At 48.6% G+C, this 17,228-nt stretch carries 14 protein-coding genes; 11 read left to right on the forward strand and 3 right to left on the reverse strand.

All coding sequences use genetic code 11. The features are described 5' to 3' along the window. The first annotated feature begins 13 nt into the window (after nt 1-13). The 9 genes from recJ to MUB35_RS11395 all read left to right on the forward strand — a co-directional run bounded on the left by recJ (nt 14) and on the right by MUB35_RS11395 (nt 11,291). On the forward strand, nt 14-1,729 hold the full coding sequence (gene recJ / locus MUB35_RS11355) for a single-stranded-DNA-specific exonuclease RecJ (RefSeq protein WP_244806218.1): 1,716 nt from the start codon (nt 14-16) through the stop codon (nt 1,727-1,729). A 101-nt stretch (nt 1,730-1,830) separates the two neighbouring features. Continuing rightward, a complete protein-coding gene (locus MUB35_RS11360; protein ID WP_033139720.1) occupies nt 1,831-2,355 on the forward strand; it encodes an adenine phosphoribosyltransferase in 525 nt (174 codons plus the stop codon). A 17-nt stretch (nt 2,356-2,372) separates the two neighbouring features. After that, nucleotides 2,373-4,682 (forward strand): RelA/SpoT family protein, encoded by a 2,310-nt coding sequence (locus tag MUB35_RS11365; protein WP_033139719.1) that lies wholly within the window; start codon nt 2,373-2,375, stop codon nt 4,680-4,682. Between the two features lie 11 nt (nt 4,683-4,693). Next, nucleotides 4,694-5,326, forward strand: a complete 633-nt coding sequence (locus MUB35_RS11370) for an MBL fold metallo-hydrolase (protein WP_033139718.1) — start codon at nt 4,694-4,696, stop codon at nt 5,324-5,326. A 43-nt stretch (nt 5,327-5,369) separates the two neighbouring features. Next, nucleotides 5,370-6,884, forward strand: a complete 1,515-nt coding sequence (gene hemZ / locus MUB35_RS11375) for a coproporphyrinogen dehydrogenase HemZ (RefSeq protein WP_148393489.1) — start codon at nt 5,370-5,372, stop codon at nt 6,882-6,884. Further along, nucleotides 6,856-7,398 carry an HD-GYP domain-containing protein gene (locus MUB35_RS11380; protein ID WP_033139717.1) on the forward strand — a complete coding sequence of 181 codons (543 nt, stop codon included), beginning with the start codon at nt 6,856-6,858 and terminating at the stop codon, nt 7,396-7,398. The genes hemZ and MUB35_RS11380 overlap by 29 nt, the downstream gene beginning before the upstream one ends. Before the next feature lie 17 nt (nt 7,399-7,415). Next, nucleotides 7,416-8,666: a histidine--tRNA ligase gene (gene hisS, locus MUB35_RS11385; protein ID WP_033139716.1), complete on the forward strand. Its 1,251-nt coding sequence runs from the start codon at nt 7,416-7,418 to the stop codon at nt 8,664-8,666. A 64-nt stretch (nt 8,667-8,730) separates the two neighbouring features. After that, a complete protein-coding gene (gene aspS, locus MUB35_RS11390) occupies nt 8,731-10,527 on the forward strand; it encodes an aspartate--tRNA ligase (RefSeq protein ID WP_033139715.1) in 1,797 nt (598 codons plus the stop codon). Beyond that, nucleotides 10,527-11,291, forward strand: a complete 765-nt coding sequence (locus MUB35_RS11395; protein ID WP_244806219.1) for a sulfite exporter TauE/SafE family protein — start codon at nt 10,527-10,529, stop codon at nt 11,289-11,291. The genes aspS and MUB35_RS11395 overlap by 1 nt, the downstream gene beginning before the upstream one ends. Nucleotides 11,292-11,364: 73 nt before the next feature. On the opposite strand, the gene MUB35_RS11400 is transcribed toward MUB35_RS11395, so the two are convergent. From MUB35_RS11400 to MUB35_RS11410, 3 genes are all read right to left on the reverse strand, one after another. Then, on the reverse strand, nt 11,365-12,066 hold the full coding sequence (locus tag MUB35_RS11400) for a hypothetical protein (protein ID WP_244806220.1): 702 nt from the start codon (nt 12,064-12,066) through the stop codon (nt 11,365-11,367). Between the two features lie 165 nt (nt 12,067-12,231). After that, nucleotides 12,232-12,471 carry a hypothetical protein gene (locus MUB35_RS11405; protein WP_244806221.1) on the reverse strand — a complete coding sequence of 80 codons (240 nt, stop codon included), beginning with the start codon at nt 12,469-12,471 and terminating at the stop codon, nt 12,232-12,234. Nucleotides 12,472-12,563: 92 nt separating this feature from the next. Then, nucleotides 12,564-14,465 carry a PfkB family carbohydrate kinase gene (locus MUB35_RS11410; RefSeq protein ID WP_148393443.1) on the reverse strand — a complete coding sequence of 634 codons (1,902 nt, stop codon included), beginning with the start codon at nt 14,463-14,465 and terminating at the stop codon, nt 12,564-12,566. A gap of 235 nt (nt 14,466-14,700) precedes the next feature. Here MUB35_RS11410 and rbsK point away from each other — a divergent pair, with 235 nt between their 5' ends. Continuing rightward, complete coding sequence (gene rbsK / locus MUB35_RS11415; protein WP_033139712.1) at nt 14,701-15,639, forward strand: ribokinase; 939 nt, start codon at nt 14,701-14,703, stop codon at nt 15,637-15,639. A 58-nt stretch (nt 15,640-15,697) separates the two neighbouring features. Next, nucleotides 15,698-17,086, forward strand: a complete 1,389-nt coding sequence (locus MUB35_RS11420) for an ABC transporter substrate-binding protein (RefSeq protein WP_033139711.1) — start codon at nt 15,698-15,700, stop codon at nt 17,084-17,086. The last annotated feature ends 142 nt before the right edge of the window (nt 17,087-17,228 follow it).

Consider the following 17,228-nt stretch of genomic DNA (forward strand, 5'->3'; position numbering starts at 1 on the left):
GAGAGTACAGCAGATGGAAAAATGGGTGATTTCCGCCAAGAAAGCGGATTTTTATGAAATAAGCAGGAAGTTCGGCGTGGACCCGGTCATAGCAAGACTGATACGGAACAGGGAACAGATAACAGATGAGGAGATCGACAGATATCTGCATGGAAAGCTTACGGGCCTTCACTCCTGGAAGCTGTTAAAGGGAATGGACACAGCTCTTGACATTCTGATACATAAGATCAGGGAAGGAAAAAAGATCAGGATCATCGGGGATTACGATATTGACGGCATCTGTTCCACCTATATTCTGCTCATTGGCCTTCGCCGCGCAGGGGCCTGTGTGGATGTGGATATTCCGGACAGGATGAAAGACGGATACGGCATCAGCAAAGAACTGATCGACCTGGCTTTGGCGGCAAATACAGACACCATTGTGACCTGCGACAACGGCATCAGCGCCCTGGAGCAGATCGCTTACGCCAAAAGCCTCGGCATGACCGTGGTGGTGACAGACCATCATGAGATTCCCTATGAGGAACAGGAGGACGGCAGTGTGCGGACCTTTCTCCCCGACGCGGATGCCATTGTAAATCCAAAACAGCAGGACTGCCCTTATCCTTACAAGGGGATCTGCGGGGCCATGGTAGCCTACAAGGTCATCTGCGGCCTTTATGAGCGGATGGAAATTCCTGCTTCAGAGACGGAGGAACTCATTGAATTTGCAGCTATCGCCACCGTGGGGGATGTGATGGACCTGCAGGATGAGAACAGGATCATGGTAAAAGAAGGACTGAAAAGAATCATGCACACGCAGAATCTGGGATTAAAAGCTCTGATTCATGTCAATAATCTGGATGACAGGCCTCTTACCGCTTACCATATCGGCTTTGTTATCGGTCCCTGTATGAATGCCAGCGGGCGCCTGAGCACAGCCAAAAGAGCGCTGAACCTGCTTCTGTGCCGTGACCGGGAGGAAGCGGCAGCTCTGGCGGCGGATTTGAAAGCACTCAACGACAGCAGAAAGGATATGACAGCAAAAGGTGTGGAGGAAGCGGCAGAGATGGTGGAGAACACATCTCTTCATGAGGACAGGGTACTTGTCATCTACCTTCCCAAGTGTCATGAGAGTCTGGCAGGCATTATCGCCGGCCGTATCCGGGAGCGGTACAGCAAACCGGTATTTGTCCTTACAAAAGCGGAGGAGGGGGTCAAGGGCTCCGGCCGCTCCATAGAGACCTACCACATGTTCAGGGAACTTACAAAATGCAGGGAGCTGCTGTCAAAGTTCGGCGGACATCCCATGGCAGCGGGGCTTTCCCTTCCTGAGGAAAATGTGGAGCCTTTCCGGCAGATGCTCAATGAAAATTGTACTCTTACAGAGGAGGACATGGCACAGAAGGTGCTGATCGACGTGCCCATGCCCATTTCCTACGTGAACATGCCTCTGATACGCCAGCTTTCCCTGCTGGAGCCGTTCGGCAAGGGAAACACCAAGCCTCTGTTTGCACAGAAAAACGTCCGTATTGAGAACTGCCGCGTCTTCGGAAAGAACAGGAATGTGGTGAAGATGAAGCTCTTTGACGAGAACGGATGTGAGGCACAGGGCGTGTGGTTCGGTGAAGGGGATGCCTTTGTGGAGCGGATAAAAGAGAAGCCCAGATGGTCTGTTGCATACTATCCATCCATAAATGCCTATAATGGCAGGGAAAGTATTGAAATTATCGTTCAAAATTACATTTGATTATGTTAAAAAAAGATGATATACTAAAGACTACACCCAAAATCTGAGTATAGTTGACATATAGTGAGATAATTTGATGAAACTAAAGGCAGGAGAGAGTTATGAAGAAGATTGAGGAATATGTGCGCAGTATCCCGGATTTTCCTGAGCCGGGAATCATTTTCAGAGATGTGACCAGCATATTGCAGGATGCAGATGGATTTGCACTGGCGGTGGATTCCATGCAGGCCCTTTTGGACGGCGTGGAGGTGGATGTGATTGCCGGCGCGGAGTCCAGGGGCTTTATATTCGGGGCACCTATTGCCTACAATTTACATAAGCCCTTTGTACTGATACGAAAGAAGGGGAAACTGCCCTGCGAGACCATTGAGAGCAGTTATGAGCTGGAATACGGAAGTGCGACCATAGAGATGCATAAGGATTCCATCACACCGGGACAGAACGTGGTGCTGGTGGATGATCTGATCGCCACAGGCGGTACCATTGAAGCGACAGCCAGAATGGTGGAGGAGCTTGGAGGGAAAGTGGTGAAGATCATAACCCTCATGGAACTGGCCGGACTCAATGGCAGAGAGCGTTTAAAAGATTACGATGTGGCTTCCGTTATATGTTATGAAGGTAAATAGAAATCAGGTGATGGCAGATGGAGAAAAGTAAAGAGGCAACACTTCTGGATGATGAATTAGCGAAAATTAAAAAGGCAGATGCAAGTGTGAAGACAATGGAAGATTTTACAAGCCCTTCTGTTTTGTATGAAGAGCTTATTTCCAGTGTGCAGAAGTACCATCCCTCCACCGATATATCTATGATTGAGAAGGCTTACCGGATTGCAAGAGATGCCCATGAAGGGCAGGTGCGCAAGTCCGGCGAGCCTTATATCATTCATCCCCTCTGTGTGGGGATCATCCTGGCGGATCTGGAGCTTGATAAGGAGACGATCGTGGCCGGCCTGCTCCATGATGTGGTGGAAGATACGGTCATGACCACGGAGGAGATCACCCAGGAGTTCGGCGCAGAGGTGGCCCTTTTGGTGGACGGCGTCACCAAGCTGGGCCAGTTGAACTACTCCGCCGACAAGGTGGAGGTCCAGGCAGAGAACTTAAGAAAAATGTTCCTTGCCATGGCGAAAGATATCCGAGTCATCCTGATAAAGCTGGCCGATAGGCTGCACAATATGAGGACACTGAAATACATGCCTCCCCACAAGCAGAAGGAGAAGGCAAGGGAGACCATGGACATCTATGCTCCCATAGCCCAGAGACTCGGTATTTCCAAGGTGAAGATCGAGCTGGACGATCTGTCCTTAAAATATCTGGAGCCGGAAGTCTACTACGACCTGGTGGAAAAGATCAACCTGCGCAGAAGTGAGCGGGAAGCCTTTGTAAGCGAAATCGTGAACGGCGTCCGGGACCAGATCGAGAATGCAGGCATTCACGCCCAGATCGACGGGCGTGTAAAGCATTTTTTCAGTATATATAAGAAGATGGTCAACCAGGATAAGACCCTGGACCAGATCTATGATTTATTTGCGGTCCGCATCATTGTGGATACAGTGAAGGACTGCTACGCATCTCTGGGAATCATCCATGAGATGTACAAGCCCATTCCGGGCCGGTTTAAGGACTACATTGCTATGCCAAAGCCCAATATGTACCAGTCACTGCACACCACATTGATCGGACCAAACGGACAGCCTTTTGAGATCCAGATCCGTACCTTTGAGATGCACCGCACCGCAGAATACGGTATTGCGGCCCACTGGAAATACAAGGAGGCATCAAACAGCAGCAAGGCAAATGTGACCCAGCAGGAAGAGGAGAAGATGAGCTGGCTGCGCCAGATCCTGGAGTGGCAGCGGGATATGTCCGACAACAAGGAATTTTTAAGCCTCTTAAAAAGCGATCTGGACCTGTTTTCCGAGAGTGTGTACTGCTTTACTCCGGCAGGAGATGTGAAGACACTGCCGAACGGCTCCACTCCCATTGACTTTGCCTATAATGTACATAGTGCGGTGGGCAACAAGATGGTGGGTGCCAGAGTGAACGGAAAGCTGGTTCCCATTGACTATGTGATCAAGAACGGAGACCGGATCGAGATCATCACCTCTCAGAACTCCAAAGGACCAAGCCGCGACTGGCTCAAGGTGGTGAAGAGCACCCAGGCCAAGAACAAGATCAACCAGTGGTTCAAACAGGAGTTAAAAGAGGACAACATTTTAAAGGGCAAGGATATGCTCACCCAATATGCCAAGCTAAAAGGCATCGGACTGGGAAATCTGACAAAGCCCAAATACCTGGAATCCGTTATGAAAAAATACGGTTTCCGTGACTGGGATTCCGTACTGGCGGCTGTAGGACACGGCGGTCTGAAGGAAGGCCAGGTCATCAACAAGCTCCTGGAGATTTACACGAAGGACCACAAGAGCGAACTGACAGACGAGAAGGTGCTGGAAGCCGCGGAGGAGAGTAAAGATAAACTGCACATCCGCAAAAGCAAGAGCGGCATTGTGGTGAAGGGGATCCATGATGTCTCCGTCCGGTTTTCCAGATGCTGCAACCCTATTCCCGGCGACGAGATCGTAGGCTATGTGACAAGGGGACGCGGCGTTACCATCCACCGCACAGACTGTATCAATATCATCAATATGTCCCTGGAGGACAGGGAGCGCCTGATCGATGCTGAATGGCAGGCAGAGAGCGTAGGCGACGGGGAGCAGTACACGGCGGAGATCAATGTGTATGCCAATAACCGCACCGGTCTTCTGGTTGACATTTCCAAGATCTTTACAGAGAGGAAAATTGATATCACGTCCATGAATACCAGAACCAGCAAGCAGGGACGTGCCACCATTAACATTGCCTTTGACATTAAGAGCAAGGAAGAACTGGGCAGCCTGGTGGAAAAAATCAGACAGGTAGAGAGCGTCCTGGATATCGGGCGTACTACCGGCTAAGGAGTCGAGATATGAAGAATCTGAACCTGAGAGGAATTGTGGTTGGTCCGGTCATGACCAACTGCTATTTCCTGAAAAATACACAGAGCGGGGAGATCCTTGTGGTTGACCCCGCAGCTGAGGCGGAGCGTATCTGCCGTACGATTGACCGGATCGGGGGAAAACCGGCAGGGATACTCCTGACCCACGGACACTATGACCATATTATGGCAGTAAGTGAGCTGCAGAAAAAGTGGCAGGTGCCTGTCTATGCGGCGAGAGCGGAGGAAGAAATGCTCACAGACCCCCGGTTAAATCTGTCCGCATCCTGGGAGGGCACCAATTGCACTGTGAAGGCGGACTGCTTTCTGGAGGATGGGGATGTTTTTGAACTTGCGGGTTTTCAGATAAAAATGTACCTGACTCCCGGACACACGGAGGGGTCCTGCTGTTATTATATCGAAGACGAAGGTGTGCTCATGAGCGGGGACACCATTTTCTGTGAAAACTGCGGCAGATGTGATCTGCCCGGCGGCAATTTTGCGAAGATGCAGGAGAGTTTGAATAAGATTATCAACCATTTACCTGAGGATGTGAAGATTTACCCCGGACACGGGGAGGAGACCAGCATCCATCATGAGCGATCATATAATCCCTATCTATAAAATACGAAAGAAAGAGGCAACTGTTCAGGAAAGAGGAACCTATATGATTGGCATTTCATTTAATAAAAGAGATTTTGAATATGATGCCTATACCCTGGTCAAGGCCTTCTATCCCCAGGAGGAAGTGGAGAACTTCTATACAGAAGAGGGGCAGGAGGACAAAGCCTGGGACCTGCTGGTGAGAATCACCTACGGGGAGGAGGAGACGCACCTCTCCCTGGAGAGGGATGGAGAAATTATATTCGGAGAAGCGGCCCGCTTTGAAAAAGGGCAGGACAGAAAAGAGAGAAAGAACATACTGAAACAGATTTTATACAGAGGTCTTGTACAGGAGACGGGAATCACCCTTCCCTGGGGCAACCTGACGGGTATCCGTCCCACCAAGATCGCCATGGGGCTGATCGAGTCGGGGATGAGCAATGCGGAGACTGCGGACTATATGCGCCGCACGTATTTCACCAGTAATGCCAAGACCGCGCTGGCAGTTACCATAGCCAACCGGGAACGGGACCTGTTAAAAGATATTGACTACCGGAACGGGTACAGCCTCTATGTGGGAATTCCCTTCTGTCCGAGTATCTGCCTGTACTGTTCTTTCAGCTCATCTCCTTTAGCGAGATGGAGAGATAAAGTGGATGAATATCTGGATGCGCTCTGCAGGGAACTGACTTACATTGGAGAGACGATGAAGGTGCGCACCCTTGACACCATATATATCGGCGGCGGGACTCCCACCACCCTGGAACCGGAACAACTGGAGCGGCTGCTTGGCCATATTGAGGCATGTTTTCCGGTGGAACAGGTGAAGGAATATACCGTGGAGGCAGGAAGGCCGGACAGTATCACCAGAGAGAAGCTTATGGCGATCAAAAGGCATCCGGTCACAAGGATTTCCGTGAATCCCCAGACCATGAACCAGAAGACACTGGATCTCATAGGACGGAAGCACACGGTGGAGGACACGCGACACGCCTTCGCTCTGGCGAGGGAATGCGGATTTGATAATATCAATATGGATTTGATCGTAGGCCTGCCCGGAGAATGTGCAGAGGATGTAAGGCACACACTGGAGGAGGTAAAGGCCCTGGACCCGGACAGCCTGACCGTACATTCACTGGCAGTCAAGAGGGCCACCAGGCTTCATCTGTTCAGGGAGCAGTACGAAGAGATGACCTTTGAAAACAACCAGGAGATCATGGATATGTGTATGGATTATGCCCGGGAAAGCGGCATGGGTCCCTACTATCTGTACAGACAGAAGAATATGTCAGGCAACCTGGAGAATGTGGGATATGCAAAACCGGGAAAAGCCGGCATCTACAATATTCTGATCATGGAAGAGAAGCAGTCCATTCTGGCGGCAGGGGCGGGAGCCTCCACCAAGTTTGTGTTCCAAAACGGGGAGCGCATAGAACGGGCTGAGAATGTAAAAGACGTGACAAATTATATCACCAGAATTGATGAAATGATGGACAGAAAACGGATTGGGCTGGAAACGTATCTGAATATAAAGAGCGGGGATGGCGGAAATGGCAAATACACAGAAGCATCTGATTAGTTTCAATCTGGAAAAAGAAATCGAGCATGGCATTCAGGTGAGTAACCTGGCTTTCCGTGTGGGAAAGCAGATGGGCCTTTCCGAGGAAACCTGTCATGAACTGGCAGTGGCCGGAGTGCTTCACGATATCGGGAAGCTGCGGCTTTACAACTACATTGCCGGGGAGGAGAATCCCATGGTAGTGGAGGAGATGAAATATGTCAGGCGCCATCCGGAGCTGGGATATGAGAGTCTGAAGGACAGGGGCTATTCCCGGTTTGTTCTGGACAGCATTTACTATCATCATGAGAATTATGACGGAAGCGGATACCCGGAAAATCTGGCGGGGGAAAAGATACCCATGGGAGCCAGAATCCTGAGAATCTGTGACGTATACGCAGCGCTCACCTCAAAACGGACGTACCGTGATGCCTTTTCCAGCGAGACGGCCATGAAGATGGTGATTGATGAAGTTAAGAATTTTGACATGCAGGTCTTTCTTGCATTTCAGAGAGCAATACATGAAAATGAATGAGAAGAGGAGAGAACATTATGCAGTTAAAGAAAAAACCAGTTACAGGAATGAAAGATATTCTGCCGAGAGAAATGGAAATCCGTGATTATGTGATCGGACTGATCAAGGAGACCTACAAAGAGTTTGGATTCACATCCATGGAAACACCATGTGTGGAGCACATTGAAAACCTGACCAGCAAACAGGGCGGCGACAATGAGAAACTGATCTTCCGTATTCTGAAAAGAGGAGAGAAACTGAGAATCGACGAGGCAAAAGAGGAGAATGACTTGGTTGACAGCGGTCTGCGCTATGACCTGACAGTTCCGCTCAGCCGTTTTTATTCCAACAACGCCAATGAGCTTCCGTCCCCCTTCAAAGCTCTGCAGATGGGAAATGTATTCCGTGCGGACAGGCCCCAGAGAGGACGTTTCCGTCAGTTTATGCAGTGTGATATTGACATTTTGGGTGATCCCACCAATCTGGCTGAGATCGATGTTATCCTGGCAACTTCCACACTGGTGGGCAGGCTGGAATTCGAGAGCTTTGCCATCCGTATCAATGACCGCCGTTTCTTAAAAGCCATGGCTGCCTACAGCGGATTCCCGGAGGAGTCTTATGACCAGGTGTTCATCATTCTGGATAAAATGGATAAGATCGGCAAGGAAGGCGTTGCAGCAGAGCTGGAAGAGGCCGGATTCCCAAAAGAGGGCATTGAAAAATACATCGCTCTGTTCGACGCTATCGGAGAGGGCATTGACGGTGTAAACTACTGCAAAGAAAAACTGGAAGGCTTCCTGGACCCGGATGTGGCTGACAATATGTCCACGATCATTGAGAGTGTGACAGAGGCAAAGACTGCCAACTTTAGGATTGTCTTTGACCCCACACTGGTGCGCGGTATGTCTTACTATACAGGACCCATCTTTGAGATCTGCATCGACGGTTTCGCAGGCAGCGTGGGCGGCGGCGGACGCTACGATGAGATGATCGGCAAATTTACGGGAACCCCCACACCGGCAACCGGATTTTCTATTGGATTTGAGCGTATTGTAATGCTGCTCATGGAGAGAGGATTCCAGGTACCGGGCAGCATGGATAAGAAAGCATACCTGCTGGATAAGAAGCTGAGTTCCGAAAAACTGGTGGAGATAGTGAAAAAGGCCGGGGAAGAGAGAAAATCCGGCAAAAATGTGAATATTGTATACATGAAGAAGAACAAAAAATTCCAGAAAGAACAACTTATGGCAGAGGGATACGAAACCATCGAAGAAGTATACAACGACTGACAGGTTTTGGGTACCGGGCTTACATTGTAATAACATAAATGAGGAATTAAGGAGAACTGACACAATGGCAGAATCAATGAACGGGTTAAAAAGAACCCATAGATGTACGGAAGTGACAAAAGCAGAGATCGGAAGCACAGTAACCCTTATGGGCTGGGTGCAGAAGAGCCGCAACAAAGGCGGAATCGTCTTCGTGGATTTGCGTGACCGTTCCGGTATCATGCAGATCATCTTTGAAAACGGCGATATTGATGAGGAAGGCTTTGAAAAAGCAGGAAGACTGAGAAGCGAATTTGTGATCGCTGTGACAGGACGCGTGGAGGCGCGATCCGGCGCTGTGAATGAAAATCTGAAGACAGGCGAGATAGAAGTGCGGGCAGGTGCCCTGCGTATCCTGTCCGAGTCTGAGACACCTCCGTTCCCCATTGAGGAGAACAGCAAGACAAGAGAGGAAGTGCGCTTAAAATACCGTTATCTTGATCTTAGAAGACCGGACCTGCAGAGAAACCTGATCATGCGGTCCCGGGTAGCTGTGCTGGTACGCCAGTTCCTGGCAAATGAAGGTTTTCTGGAGATTGAGACGCCAATCCTGAATAAGAGCACTCCGGAGGGGGCAAGGGATTACCTGGTTCCCAGCCGTGTGCATCCGGGCAGCTTTTATGCACTGCCTCAGTCTCCCCAGATTTTTAAACAGCTTCTGATGTGCTCCGGGTATGACAGGTATTTCCAGATTGCCAAGTGCTTCCGCGATGAGGACCTTCGCGCTGACCGCCAGCCGGAATTTACACAGATTGATATGGAGCTCTCCTTTGTGGATGTGGATGATGTCATTGATGTCAATGAGCGTATGCTGGCATTCCTCTTTAAAGAGGTTCTGGGCGTGGAAGTGCAGCTTCCCATTCAGAGAATGACCTGGACAGAGGCTATGAACCGCTTTGGCTCCGACAAACCGGACCTGCGTTTCGGCATGGAGCTTACGGATGTGTCTGAGGTGGTAAAAGGCTGTGAATTTGCTGTGTTCAAGAATGCCCTTGAGGCAGGCGGCAGTGTCCGCGGCATCAATGCCAAGGGACAGGGCAGCATGCCGAGAAAGAAGATCGACAAGCTGGTGGAATTTGCCAAAGGATACGGCGCCAAAGGTTTGGCTTATATTGCCATCCAGGAGGACGGCAGTGTAAAATCCTCCTTCGCCAAATTCATGAAAGAGGAGGAGATGAAGGCCCTCATAGAAGCCATGCAGGGTGAGGCAGGCGACCTGCTTCTCTTTGCCGCTGACAAGACGAAGCTTGTATGGGATGTATTGGGTGCCCTGCGTCTTGAACTGGCGCGTCAGATGGAGTTGTTTGATAAAGAGGAATACCGTTTTGTGTGGATCACAGAGTTCCCTCTTCTGGAGTGGTCAGAGGAAGAGAACCGTTTTACAGCCATGCATCATCCGTTCACCATGCCTTTTGAGGAGGATATTCCGCTTCTGGATACGGATCCGGGTGCAGTGCGTGCAAAAGCCTATGATATTGTACTCAACGGCAATGAGATTGGCGGAGGCAGCGTGCGTATCCATCAGAACGATGTGCAGGAAAAAATGTTTGAAGCGCTGGGATTTGAAAAAGAGCAGGCTTATAAACAGTTCGGTTTCCTTTTAGATGCCTTCAAATACGGAGTTCCGCCGCACGCAGGACTGGCTTACGGCCTTGACCGTATGGTCATGCTCATGGCTAAGGAGGAATCCATCCGTGAAGTTATCGCATTCCCGAAGGTGAAGGATGCCTCCTGCCTGATGTCCGAGGCACCGAACACGGTAGATGAAAAACAGCTTGATGAACTGGGGATCGCGCTGAAAGTTCAGGAGGATGAGCAGTAATGGAGCCAGGTGCTGTCTCCTTTCTGATTGTATGTCCGCTGGTGTTTTTAGCCAGTTTTGTAGATGCCATAGCAGGCGGGGGAGGATTGATCTCCCTGCCTGCTTATCTTTTGGCAGGAGTTCCCATTCATAATGCCATTGCCACCAATAAGCTGTCCTCAGCCTCCGGTACGGTCATCTCCACGGCCCGCTACTGTAAAAACGGATATGCGGACATACCGCTGGCGGTACCGTCTGTTCTGGCAGCGCTTTTGGGCTCCTTTATGGGAGCAAATCTGGCGCTGACTGCCAGTGACAGGGTGCTGAAGCTCATGCTGATCGTGGTGCTCCCTGTAGTGGCATTTTATGTGCTGAAAAATAAAAGCATGGAGCCAAAACAGAAGAGGCAGCTTGCAAAAGGACAGAAATATGCCATTGTTATCACTGACTCTTTGGTCATAGGGACATATGACGGCTTCTACGGGCCGGGGACAGGCACTTTTCTGCTGCTTGTCTACACGGGTCTTGCGGGCATGGATATCCGCACAGCCTCAGGCAATACGAAGCTTGTCAATCTGGCTTCCAATCTGGCAGCCCTTGCTGCCTTTTTCTCCAGCGGCAAGATCGTGATCTCTCTGGGACTTGCGGCAGCCGTGTTCAGCATCGCAGGGCACTACATCGGTTCCGGTATGGTGATAAAAAACGGGACGAAGATTGTTCGCCCCATTGTGGTCACGGTTCTTATTTTGCTGCTTATAAAAATTATATCTGGATTTTTTGTATAAAAAAATGCCCGGCTTTGGATTTGCTAAAGTCCGGGCATTTATCGTGTTCTGTTTTTCGTCTGCACAAGTGCGTCTATTCCACATCCTCTGACACATCTGCCAGGGCGCTGTCCACGCCTCCGAGAATGGCCTGTGCCACATTTTCATCCATCTGCATCTTCCAGCTTGTTCCGTCATTGACCAGAGTAATGTCCACGTCCCGTGTGGTGGAGGCATTGTTCTTCTCTATACTTTCCAGAAGAAGCTGTCTTTCCTTCTCACGGCGCCCCTCGGCTCCTCCTGCCATGGCCTGGGAAGTCTGCAGCCATCCGGAAAGCTGTTCCTGGTAAGAAGCCACAATACTTTTGAAATCACTGCTGGTGATCTGAACTTTCACCTGGGCATTGCGCTCATCCTTTTTTGCGTCCAGGATCTTAAAATCAAAACAGGCACGGATCTGTTCCGCCATGGCATGCGCAATGGAGCTGCTGTATGTGTCATCCGTATCCAGAAGGCTGTCCAGGGACAGATAGATGTTAAGCTGTTCCGTGTCAAAATCTTTGATGGTGCCAAAGTGTATTTTGACTACTTCCTCAGGGGGCAGAAGATTGGAATCAGCCATGTAGGAGAGAAAACCGCCGGTGATCTGATTGTCCAGGTTCTCGTCATAAACAACATGCCACGTCTCTTCTTTTTGCCTGAGGGTCAGGTCAAAGGTGGTATCCACCAGTTTATAATCGTTCTTTTTCAGCGTCTCTCCGAGCAGCAGGTAAGAATCCTTCAGTGAAAATTCCACCTGACTGGGATTGGCGTCGCAGGTAATCCGTTTTTTCAGCGCAGCGGCAGTGTAATCTTCTGCCAGTGCATGGGCATCCAGGTTGGTGATGGTGACAGTGGCGCCCGCCTTTTTATTTTTGAGTTTGACATTGTCTATGGTGTAAGAGAAATCTTTAAAATACCGTTAAAAGATTTTGACAATGTCAGGGTCCACATTTTCCTCCCCGTTGTCTGTGTCAGGGAAAAGCTCATGGACGGAGAGATATTTTTCAATGGTCTTTTTATCCGGGCTTTTCAGCTGGTCAAGTTCCGCGGAAACTGCCTCCTTGACCGCGCGCTCCTCCTTGCTCTCGCATCCTGCAAGCAGCAGGGCAGAAGTCAGGAAAACCGCGGCATACAGCCATTTCTTATGTCGAATCTTCATGTGTCATCTCCTGTTTGCGGAAGTTACCGTATTCGTTTAGTTTACCAGAAATGACGAAAAAGTCAACTTTTTAAGAAAAGTGCCTGTATTTTCTATTTGAGAAGTTCCGGTTCCAGTTTTTTGATATGGGTTTCCAGGGTGTTGTGGTCCACAAGGGCGGGAACAACGCCCTGCCTGGATACACAGAAGCCTGCAGCATACGTGGCGATCCGGATGGACTTTTCCAGAGAATACCCCTCGATCAGGAAAGAGGCCAGAGCTGAGATAAAAGCATCCGCACCGCCGGTGGTATCAATGGAAATGAAATCCGCAGCCGGAAAATACTTTGCGTTATCCTCGGTTTTCAGATAACAGCCTTCATGTCCAAGCGTAATGATCACTGTCTTGATTCCTTTCTGGTAAAAGTATTCGGCCTGTTCCTCCACTGTATTGTACTTGGGACACAGGGCGGCCGCTTCCTTACGGTTGGGGATAAAGATATCTGTATTCTGCAGAAGCTGTTCCGGTATGGATTTCAGGGCAGCGGGCTTTACAATATTTTTTGCCCCGTATTTCCTGGCAGTTTTCGCTGCCTCCAGAACGGTCTGAATGGGAATCTCAGTGGAGAGCAGGCAGAAGCCGGCATTTTCAAAGAGATGCTGCCGTTTCTGTATGTCTGCCGGGCTCAGATTGCCGTTTGCTCCGGACATGATCGTGATGGTTCCCTCGCCGTCCCGTTCAATATAGATATATGCCTTCCCGGTCTGCGCCTTCATATCCCTGTGCACACCCTGGGTTGCCACCTGTTCTTTCTCCAGGATATCGAAAATAAAGGTGGAATCCGTGTCATTGCCGATCTCCCCTATGAGAGAAACTTCCCGTCCAAGCTTGGCAGCGCCAACAGACTGGTTGGCTCCTTTGCCTCCCAGTGTGGTGGTGGAACTCAAGATCGTGGTGGTCTTTCCCGCCTGGGGAAGCCAGTCAACATTGAAGGTGATATCCGTGTTGATACTGCCAACCACTACGATCTTCTTCCCGCGGAAGAAGGAAGGAATGTCAAGGCTGTCCTCGTTGTCGAAATCGCACTGTGAGACAAAAGTATATTCCGGTTCTGCCGTCTCTTTTTTCTCACATTTCTGGATCAGATTCCTGCACACATAGTAACCGAACTCCCGGTAAGGGATTTTGATACTGGATATATGAGGGAAAGAGATTGCTTCCCGCACATCATCCTTTAAGCTCACCAGGGACAGGTCCGAGGGCACGTAATAGTGCAGTTTATCCATCTGCTCGTACAGGATCAGGGAGGAGGCAAAATGCGAGCTGACTATGCCTGAAAAACCATGGCTCAGTATCCTGGAGCAGCAGGCCGGGTCAGAGATGTAAAGCTTCATCTTTTTATGATAGGGGATCTGATTGTCAAAGAGACATTTCTTGAATCCCTCAAACACCATGCCGGAACGCCTGCTTTTTTCCTTCACGAGACAAGCGATCTTGCTGTGTTTATACTCCAGCAGTTTCTGCGTCAGGACGTATCCCATTTTTTCAAAATCTATATTGTAGGCAGGCAGGGTATAAGGAGCGTTGATATAGCTGACAGATATATTCTGTTCGGCAAAGTAATGCTCATGCTGGGGACTGTTCTCATCCACCGGCTCCCAGATCACACCGTCCACATTGTTTTTGCACAGAGATGTAATGTGCTTTAACTCTGTATCCGCGCTGTTCAGACTGTCCAGGAGCAGTACATTATATCCCTGTTCCTGGGCGGCCTGCAGGATGCCGTTCAGCATCAGGTTGGTCTGTGAGGCAGTGCGCAGCAGAACGCCCAGCAGAAAGCGCTTCGCATTGGATATATTTTTTACCATGCCGTAAGGTGTGTAGTTGTATTCTTTTACAATTTTCAGTACCCGGCTGCGGGTCTCAGGATTGATATTCTGGTCTTTGTTGTTAACGATTTTGGAAACCGTTGAAATAGAGACACCGGCCAGGCTGGCGATTTCTTTGATTGTCATATGAGATCCCTCTTTTACCATTATTTTCTCTAATTATGAAGGATAGAGAGGGATTTGTCAATGGAAAATGCATCACATATATGTGCAATATGCATAAGAAAACTTTTTCTTAAATAGTTTTATTTCACAAAAAATAGAAAAACTATTGACAGTGCACAGAGAGGGCTGTACAATACATGCATAGGTAAACAATTTAAGAAATGGTTTTCTTAATAAATTTGATGGAGGTAATAGCTTGGATAAACGGATTCTGATTATCGGAAGTTTGAATATGGACATCGTTATAGAAATGAAACGTATGCCGTTGATAGGGGAGACCGTTCTTGGAAAAAACCTTACATATGTACCCGGAGGAAAAGGAGCGAATCAAGCATATGCAGCAGGTAAACTTGGCGGAAAAGTAACCATGCTCGGATGCGTCGGAGATGACAGCCTGGGACAGAAACTAAAAGACAATCTTGCGAATAGCGGAACGGATGCATCATATATCAGAAATATAGAGGGCAAGCCAACGGGTACGGCAATTATCTATGTAAATGACGATGGTGATAACAGCATAGTGGTTATCTCCGGTGCAAATGAAGCCTGTGATGTTGAGTATTTAAAACAAAATGAAGCTTTATTTGCAGAATGTGACTATGTCATGTTTCAGATGGAAATTCCCTATGAAACCATTTTTTATGGTATCAGAAGGGCAAAAGAGCTGGGAAAGACCGTGGTCTTAAATCCGGCACCGGCACCGGATGGCCTGCCGGAAGATATTTGGGGGAAAATTGATTACCTGACCCCCAATGAGACAGAATTGTTAAAACTGACAGGACAGCAGGAAATGACCATGGACAACATCAGAAACGGTGCACATGCTCTGCTTGAAAAAGGTGTGAAAAATATCCTGGTTACCCTGGGAGACAAAGGTGTATTATTTGTCAATGACAGGAAAGAAAAATTATTTCCGGCCAGAAAAGTGACCGCTGTGGATACAACAGCGGCGGGGGACTGCTTTAATGGCGCATTTGTCACCGGTCTGGCAGAGGAAATGAGCTTTGATGAGGCAATCGTATTCGCAAATATGGCGTCCTCTCTGGCAGTTACCAGAAAGGGGGCACAGAGTTCCATTCCGGGCAGGGAAGAACTGGAGGAACTCAGTAAAAGGAAGAGTAACGCGGGTCTCTGATTTTGCGGGAAGCAAAATTAAAATAGAGAAAATATAATGTATTCTAAGGAGGAAAGTTATGAAAAACATGAAGAAATTTTTAGCGTTATGTTTGACGGGGGCAATGGCAGTATCCATGGCAGCGTGCGGTTCGTCGGGGGATGACAAAGCAGCCGGAGAGGATGATAAACAGACAGAGAGCACAGCAAAGACCGATGATGACAAGGACGCCAAGGACAGCAAAGACAAAGAAAAGCTGGTGATATCCTGTTATCTGGCAGATGACAACCAGGTTGCAGTACGTGAGAAATACATTGATGAACCTTTAAAAGAAGCATTTCCTGACGTGGATATCGAGATAAAAATGTACAGCGACAGGCAGAGCCTTCAGGTAGAGGTTGCCGGCGGCGGCGGACCGGATATCCTGGATTTGGACGGTCCTACCGATGTTGCGGAATTTGCAAAGGCTGACAGAGTGCTTGATTTAGGCAAATATGCAGATCAATACGGCTGGAAGGATATGTTTTATGACTGGGCTTACAACAGCTGTTTCTATAATGAAAAGCTGTATTCACTTCCTACTTCTTTTGAAGGTATGGTAATGTACTATAACATGGATGTTATGAAAGAGAATGGCTGGGAAGTACCGAAGACACAGGACGAACTGGTAGAGCTGATGAAGAAAATACAGGAAAAAGGTATTATTCCCATCGCCTTTGGCAACTCCAACTATCAGGGTGCTGTAGACTGGCTGTATTCAACATTCACAAGCTGTTACGGTGGTCCGAAAGCTGTGAAAGCTGCTATGGAAGGAACCGGAAAATATACAGACGAACCGATCAAAGAATCTATCCAGACTATGGTTGACTGGTGGCAGGAAGGATGGCTCGGTGATAAAGCATCTCAGTCTATCACAAATGAAGATATGGTCGCTTTCTTTGCAGAAGGACGCGCAGCTATGATGATTGACGGAACATGGGCTTCTAACCAGCTTATAGCTACATATCCGGATTGTAACTGGGATTCCGAAATGATGCCTCAGAAAGAAGACATTGGCGAGATTCTTCCATTTGCTACAGGCGGTGGTTATTCCATCAATGCAAACTCCAAAAACCCGGATCTGGCTGCAGAAGTGTTGAATTATCTGTTTACCTCCCTTGACAGACATTATCAGTCCATCAATGAGGCAGGATATCAGCCATACCCGCTGAAAGAGTTTGATATTGCCAAACTGGAAGGAATGGATGAGAAACTGTTAGATCAGTATAAACTACTTATGGATGCACAGAAAAACAACCAGATTGGTTATTGTTCCTGGACGTTCTACCCATCTGAGATGAGGGTTTATATGAATGAGAATACGGATGCATTATTCCTTGGTTCACTTACCGTGGATGATTATCTGGCCCAGGCGCAGACGTATATAGATACCGCAATTGCTGACAATACGATTCCGGTATTACCGTAATAGCAGTGGAACAGTAACCATAAAAGTGATTAAGTAACTTGGAAATACCGTGCAGCCAATCTTCATGTAAGGAGGTACGCACTGCATGGAGGTGTTGGCTGTACGGTATTTTTTATGAAAGAAGACTTTACAGGTGGTGGAG

Origin of the sequence: Blautia sp. NSJ-175 (assembly GCF_022867815.1) — a bacterium.
GTDB lineage: Bacteria > Bacillota > Clostridia > Lachnospirales > Lachnospiraceae > Blautia > Blautia celeris.

What these genes read in the sequence shown, in the direction of transcription:
- aspS (WP_033139715.1), top strand. Translation starts at nt 8,731, where the DNA reads ATGGCAGAATCAATGAACGGGTTAAAAAGAACCCATAGATGTACGGAA.
- MUB35_RS11420 (WP_033139711.1), top strand. Translation starts at nt 15,698, where the DNA reads ATGAAAAACATGAAGAAATTTTTAGCGTTATGTTTGACGGGGGCAATG.
- MUB35_RS11370 (WP_033139718.1), top strand. Translation starts at nt 4,694, where the DNA reads ATGAAGAATCTGAACCTGAGAGGAATTGTGGTTGGTCCGGTCATGACC.
- MUB35_RS11360 (WP_033139720.1), top strand. Translation starts at nt 1,831, where the DNA reads ATGAAGAAGATTGAGGAATATGTGCGCAGTATCCCGGATTTTCCTGAG.
- hemZ (WP_148393489.1), top strand. Translation starts at nt 5,370, where the DNA reads ATGATTGGCATTTCATTTAATAAAAGAGATTTTGAATATGATGCCTAT.
- MUB35_RS11380 (WP_033139717.1), top strand. Translation starts at nt 6,856, where the DNA reads ATGGCAAATACACAGAAGCATCTGATTAGTTTCAATCTGGAAAAAGAA.
- MUB35_RS11365 (WP_033139719.1), top strand. Translation starts at nt 2,373, where the DNA reads ATGGAGAAAAGTAAAGAGGCAACACTTCTGGATGATGAATTAGCGAAA.
- MUB35_RS11405 (WP_244806221.1), bottom strand. Translation starts at nt 12,471, where the DNA reads ATGAAGATTCGACATAAGAAATGGCTGTATGCCGCGGTTTTCCTGACT.
- MUB35_RS11395 (WP_244806219.1), top strand. Translation starts at nt 10,527, where the DNA reads ATGGAGCCAGGTGCTGTCTCCTTTCTGATTGTATGTCCGCTGGTGTTT.
- recJ (WP_244806218.1), top strand. Translation starts at nt 14, where the DNA reads ATGGAAAAATGGGTGATTTCCGCCAAGAAAGCGGATTTTTATGAAATA.
- MUB35_RS11410 (WP_148393443.1), bottom strand. Translation starts at nt 14,465, where the DNA reads ATGACAATCAAAGAAATCGCCAGCCTGGCCGGTGTCTCTATTTCAACG.
- hisS (WP_033139716.1), top strand. Translation starts at nt 7,416, where the DNA reads ATGCAGTTAAAGAAAAAACCAGTTACAGGAATGAAAGATATTCTGCCG.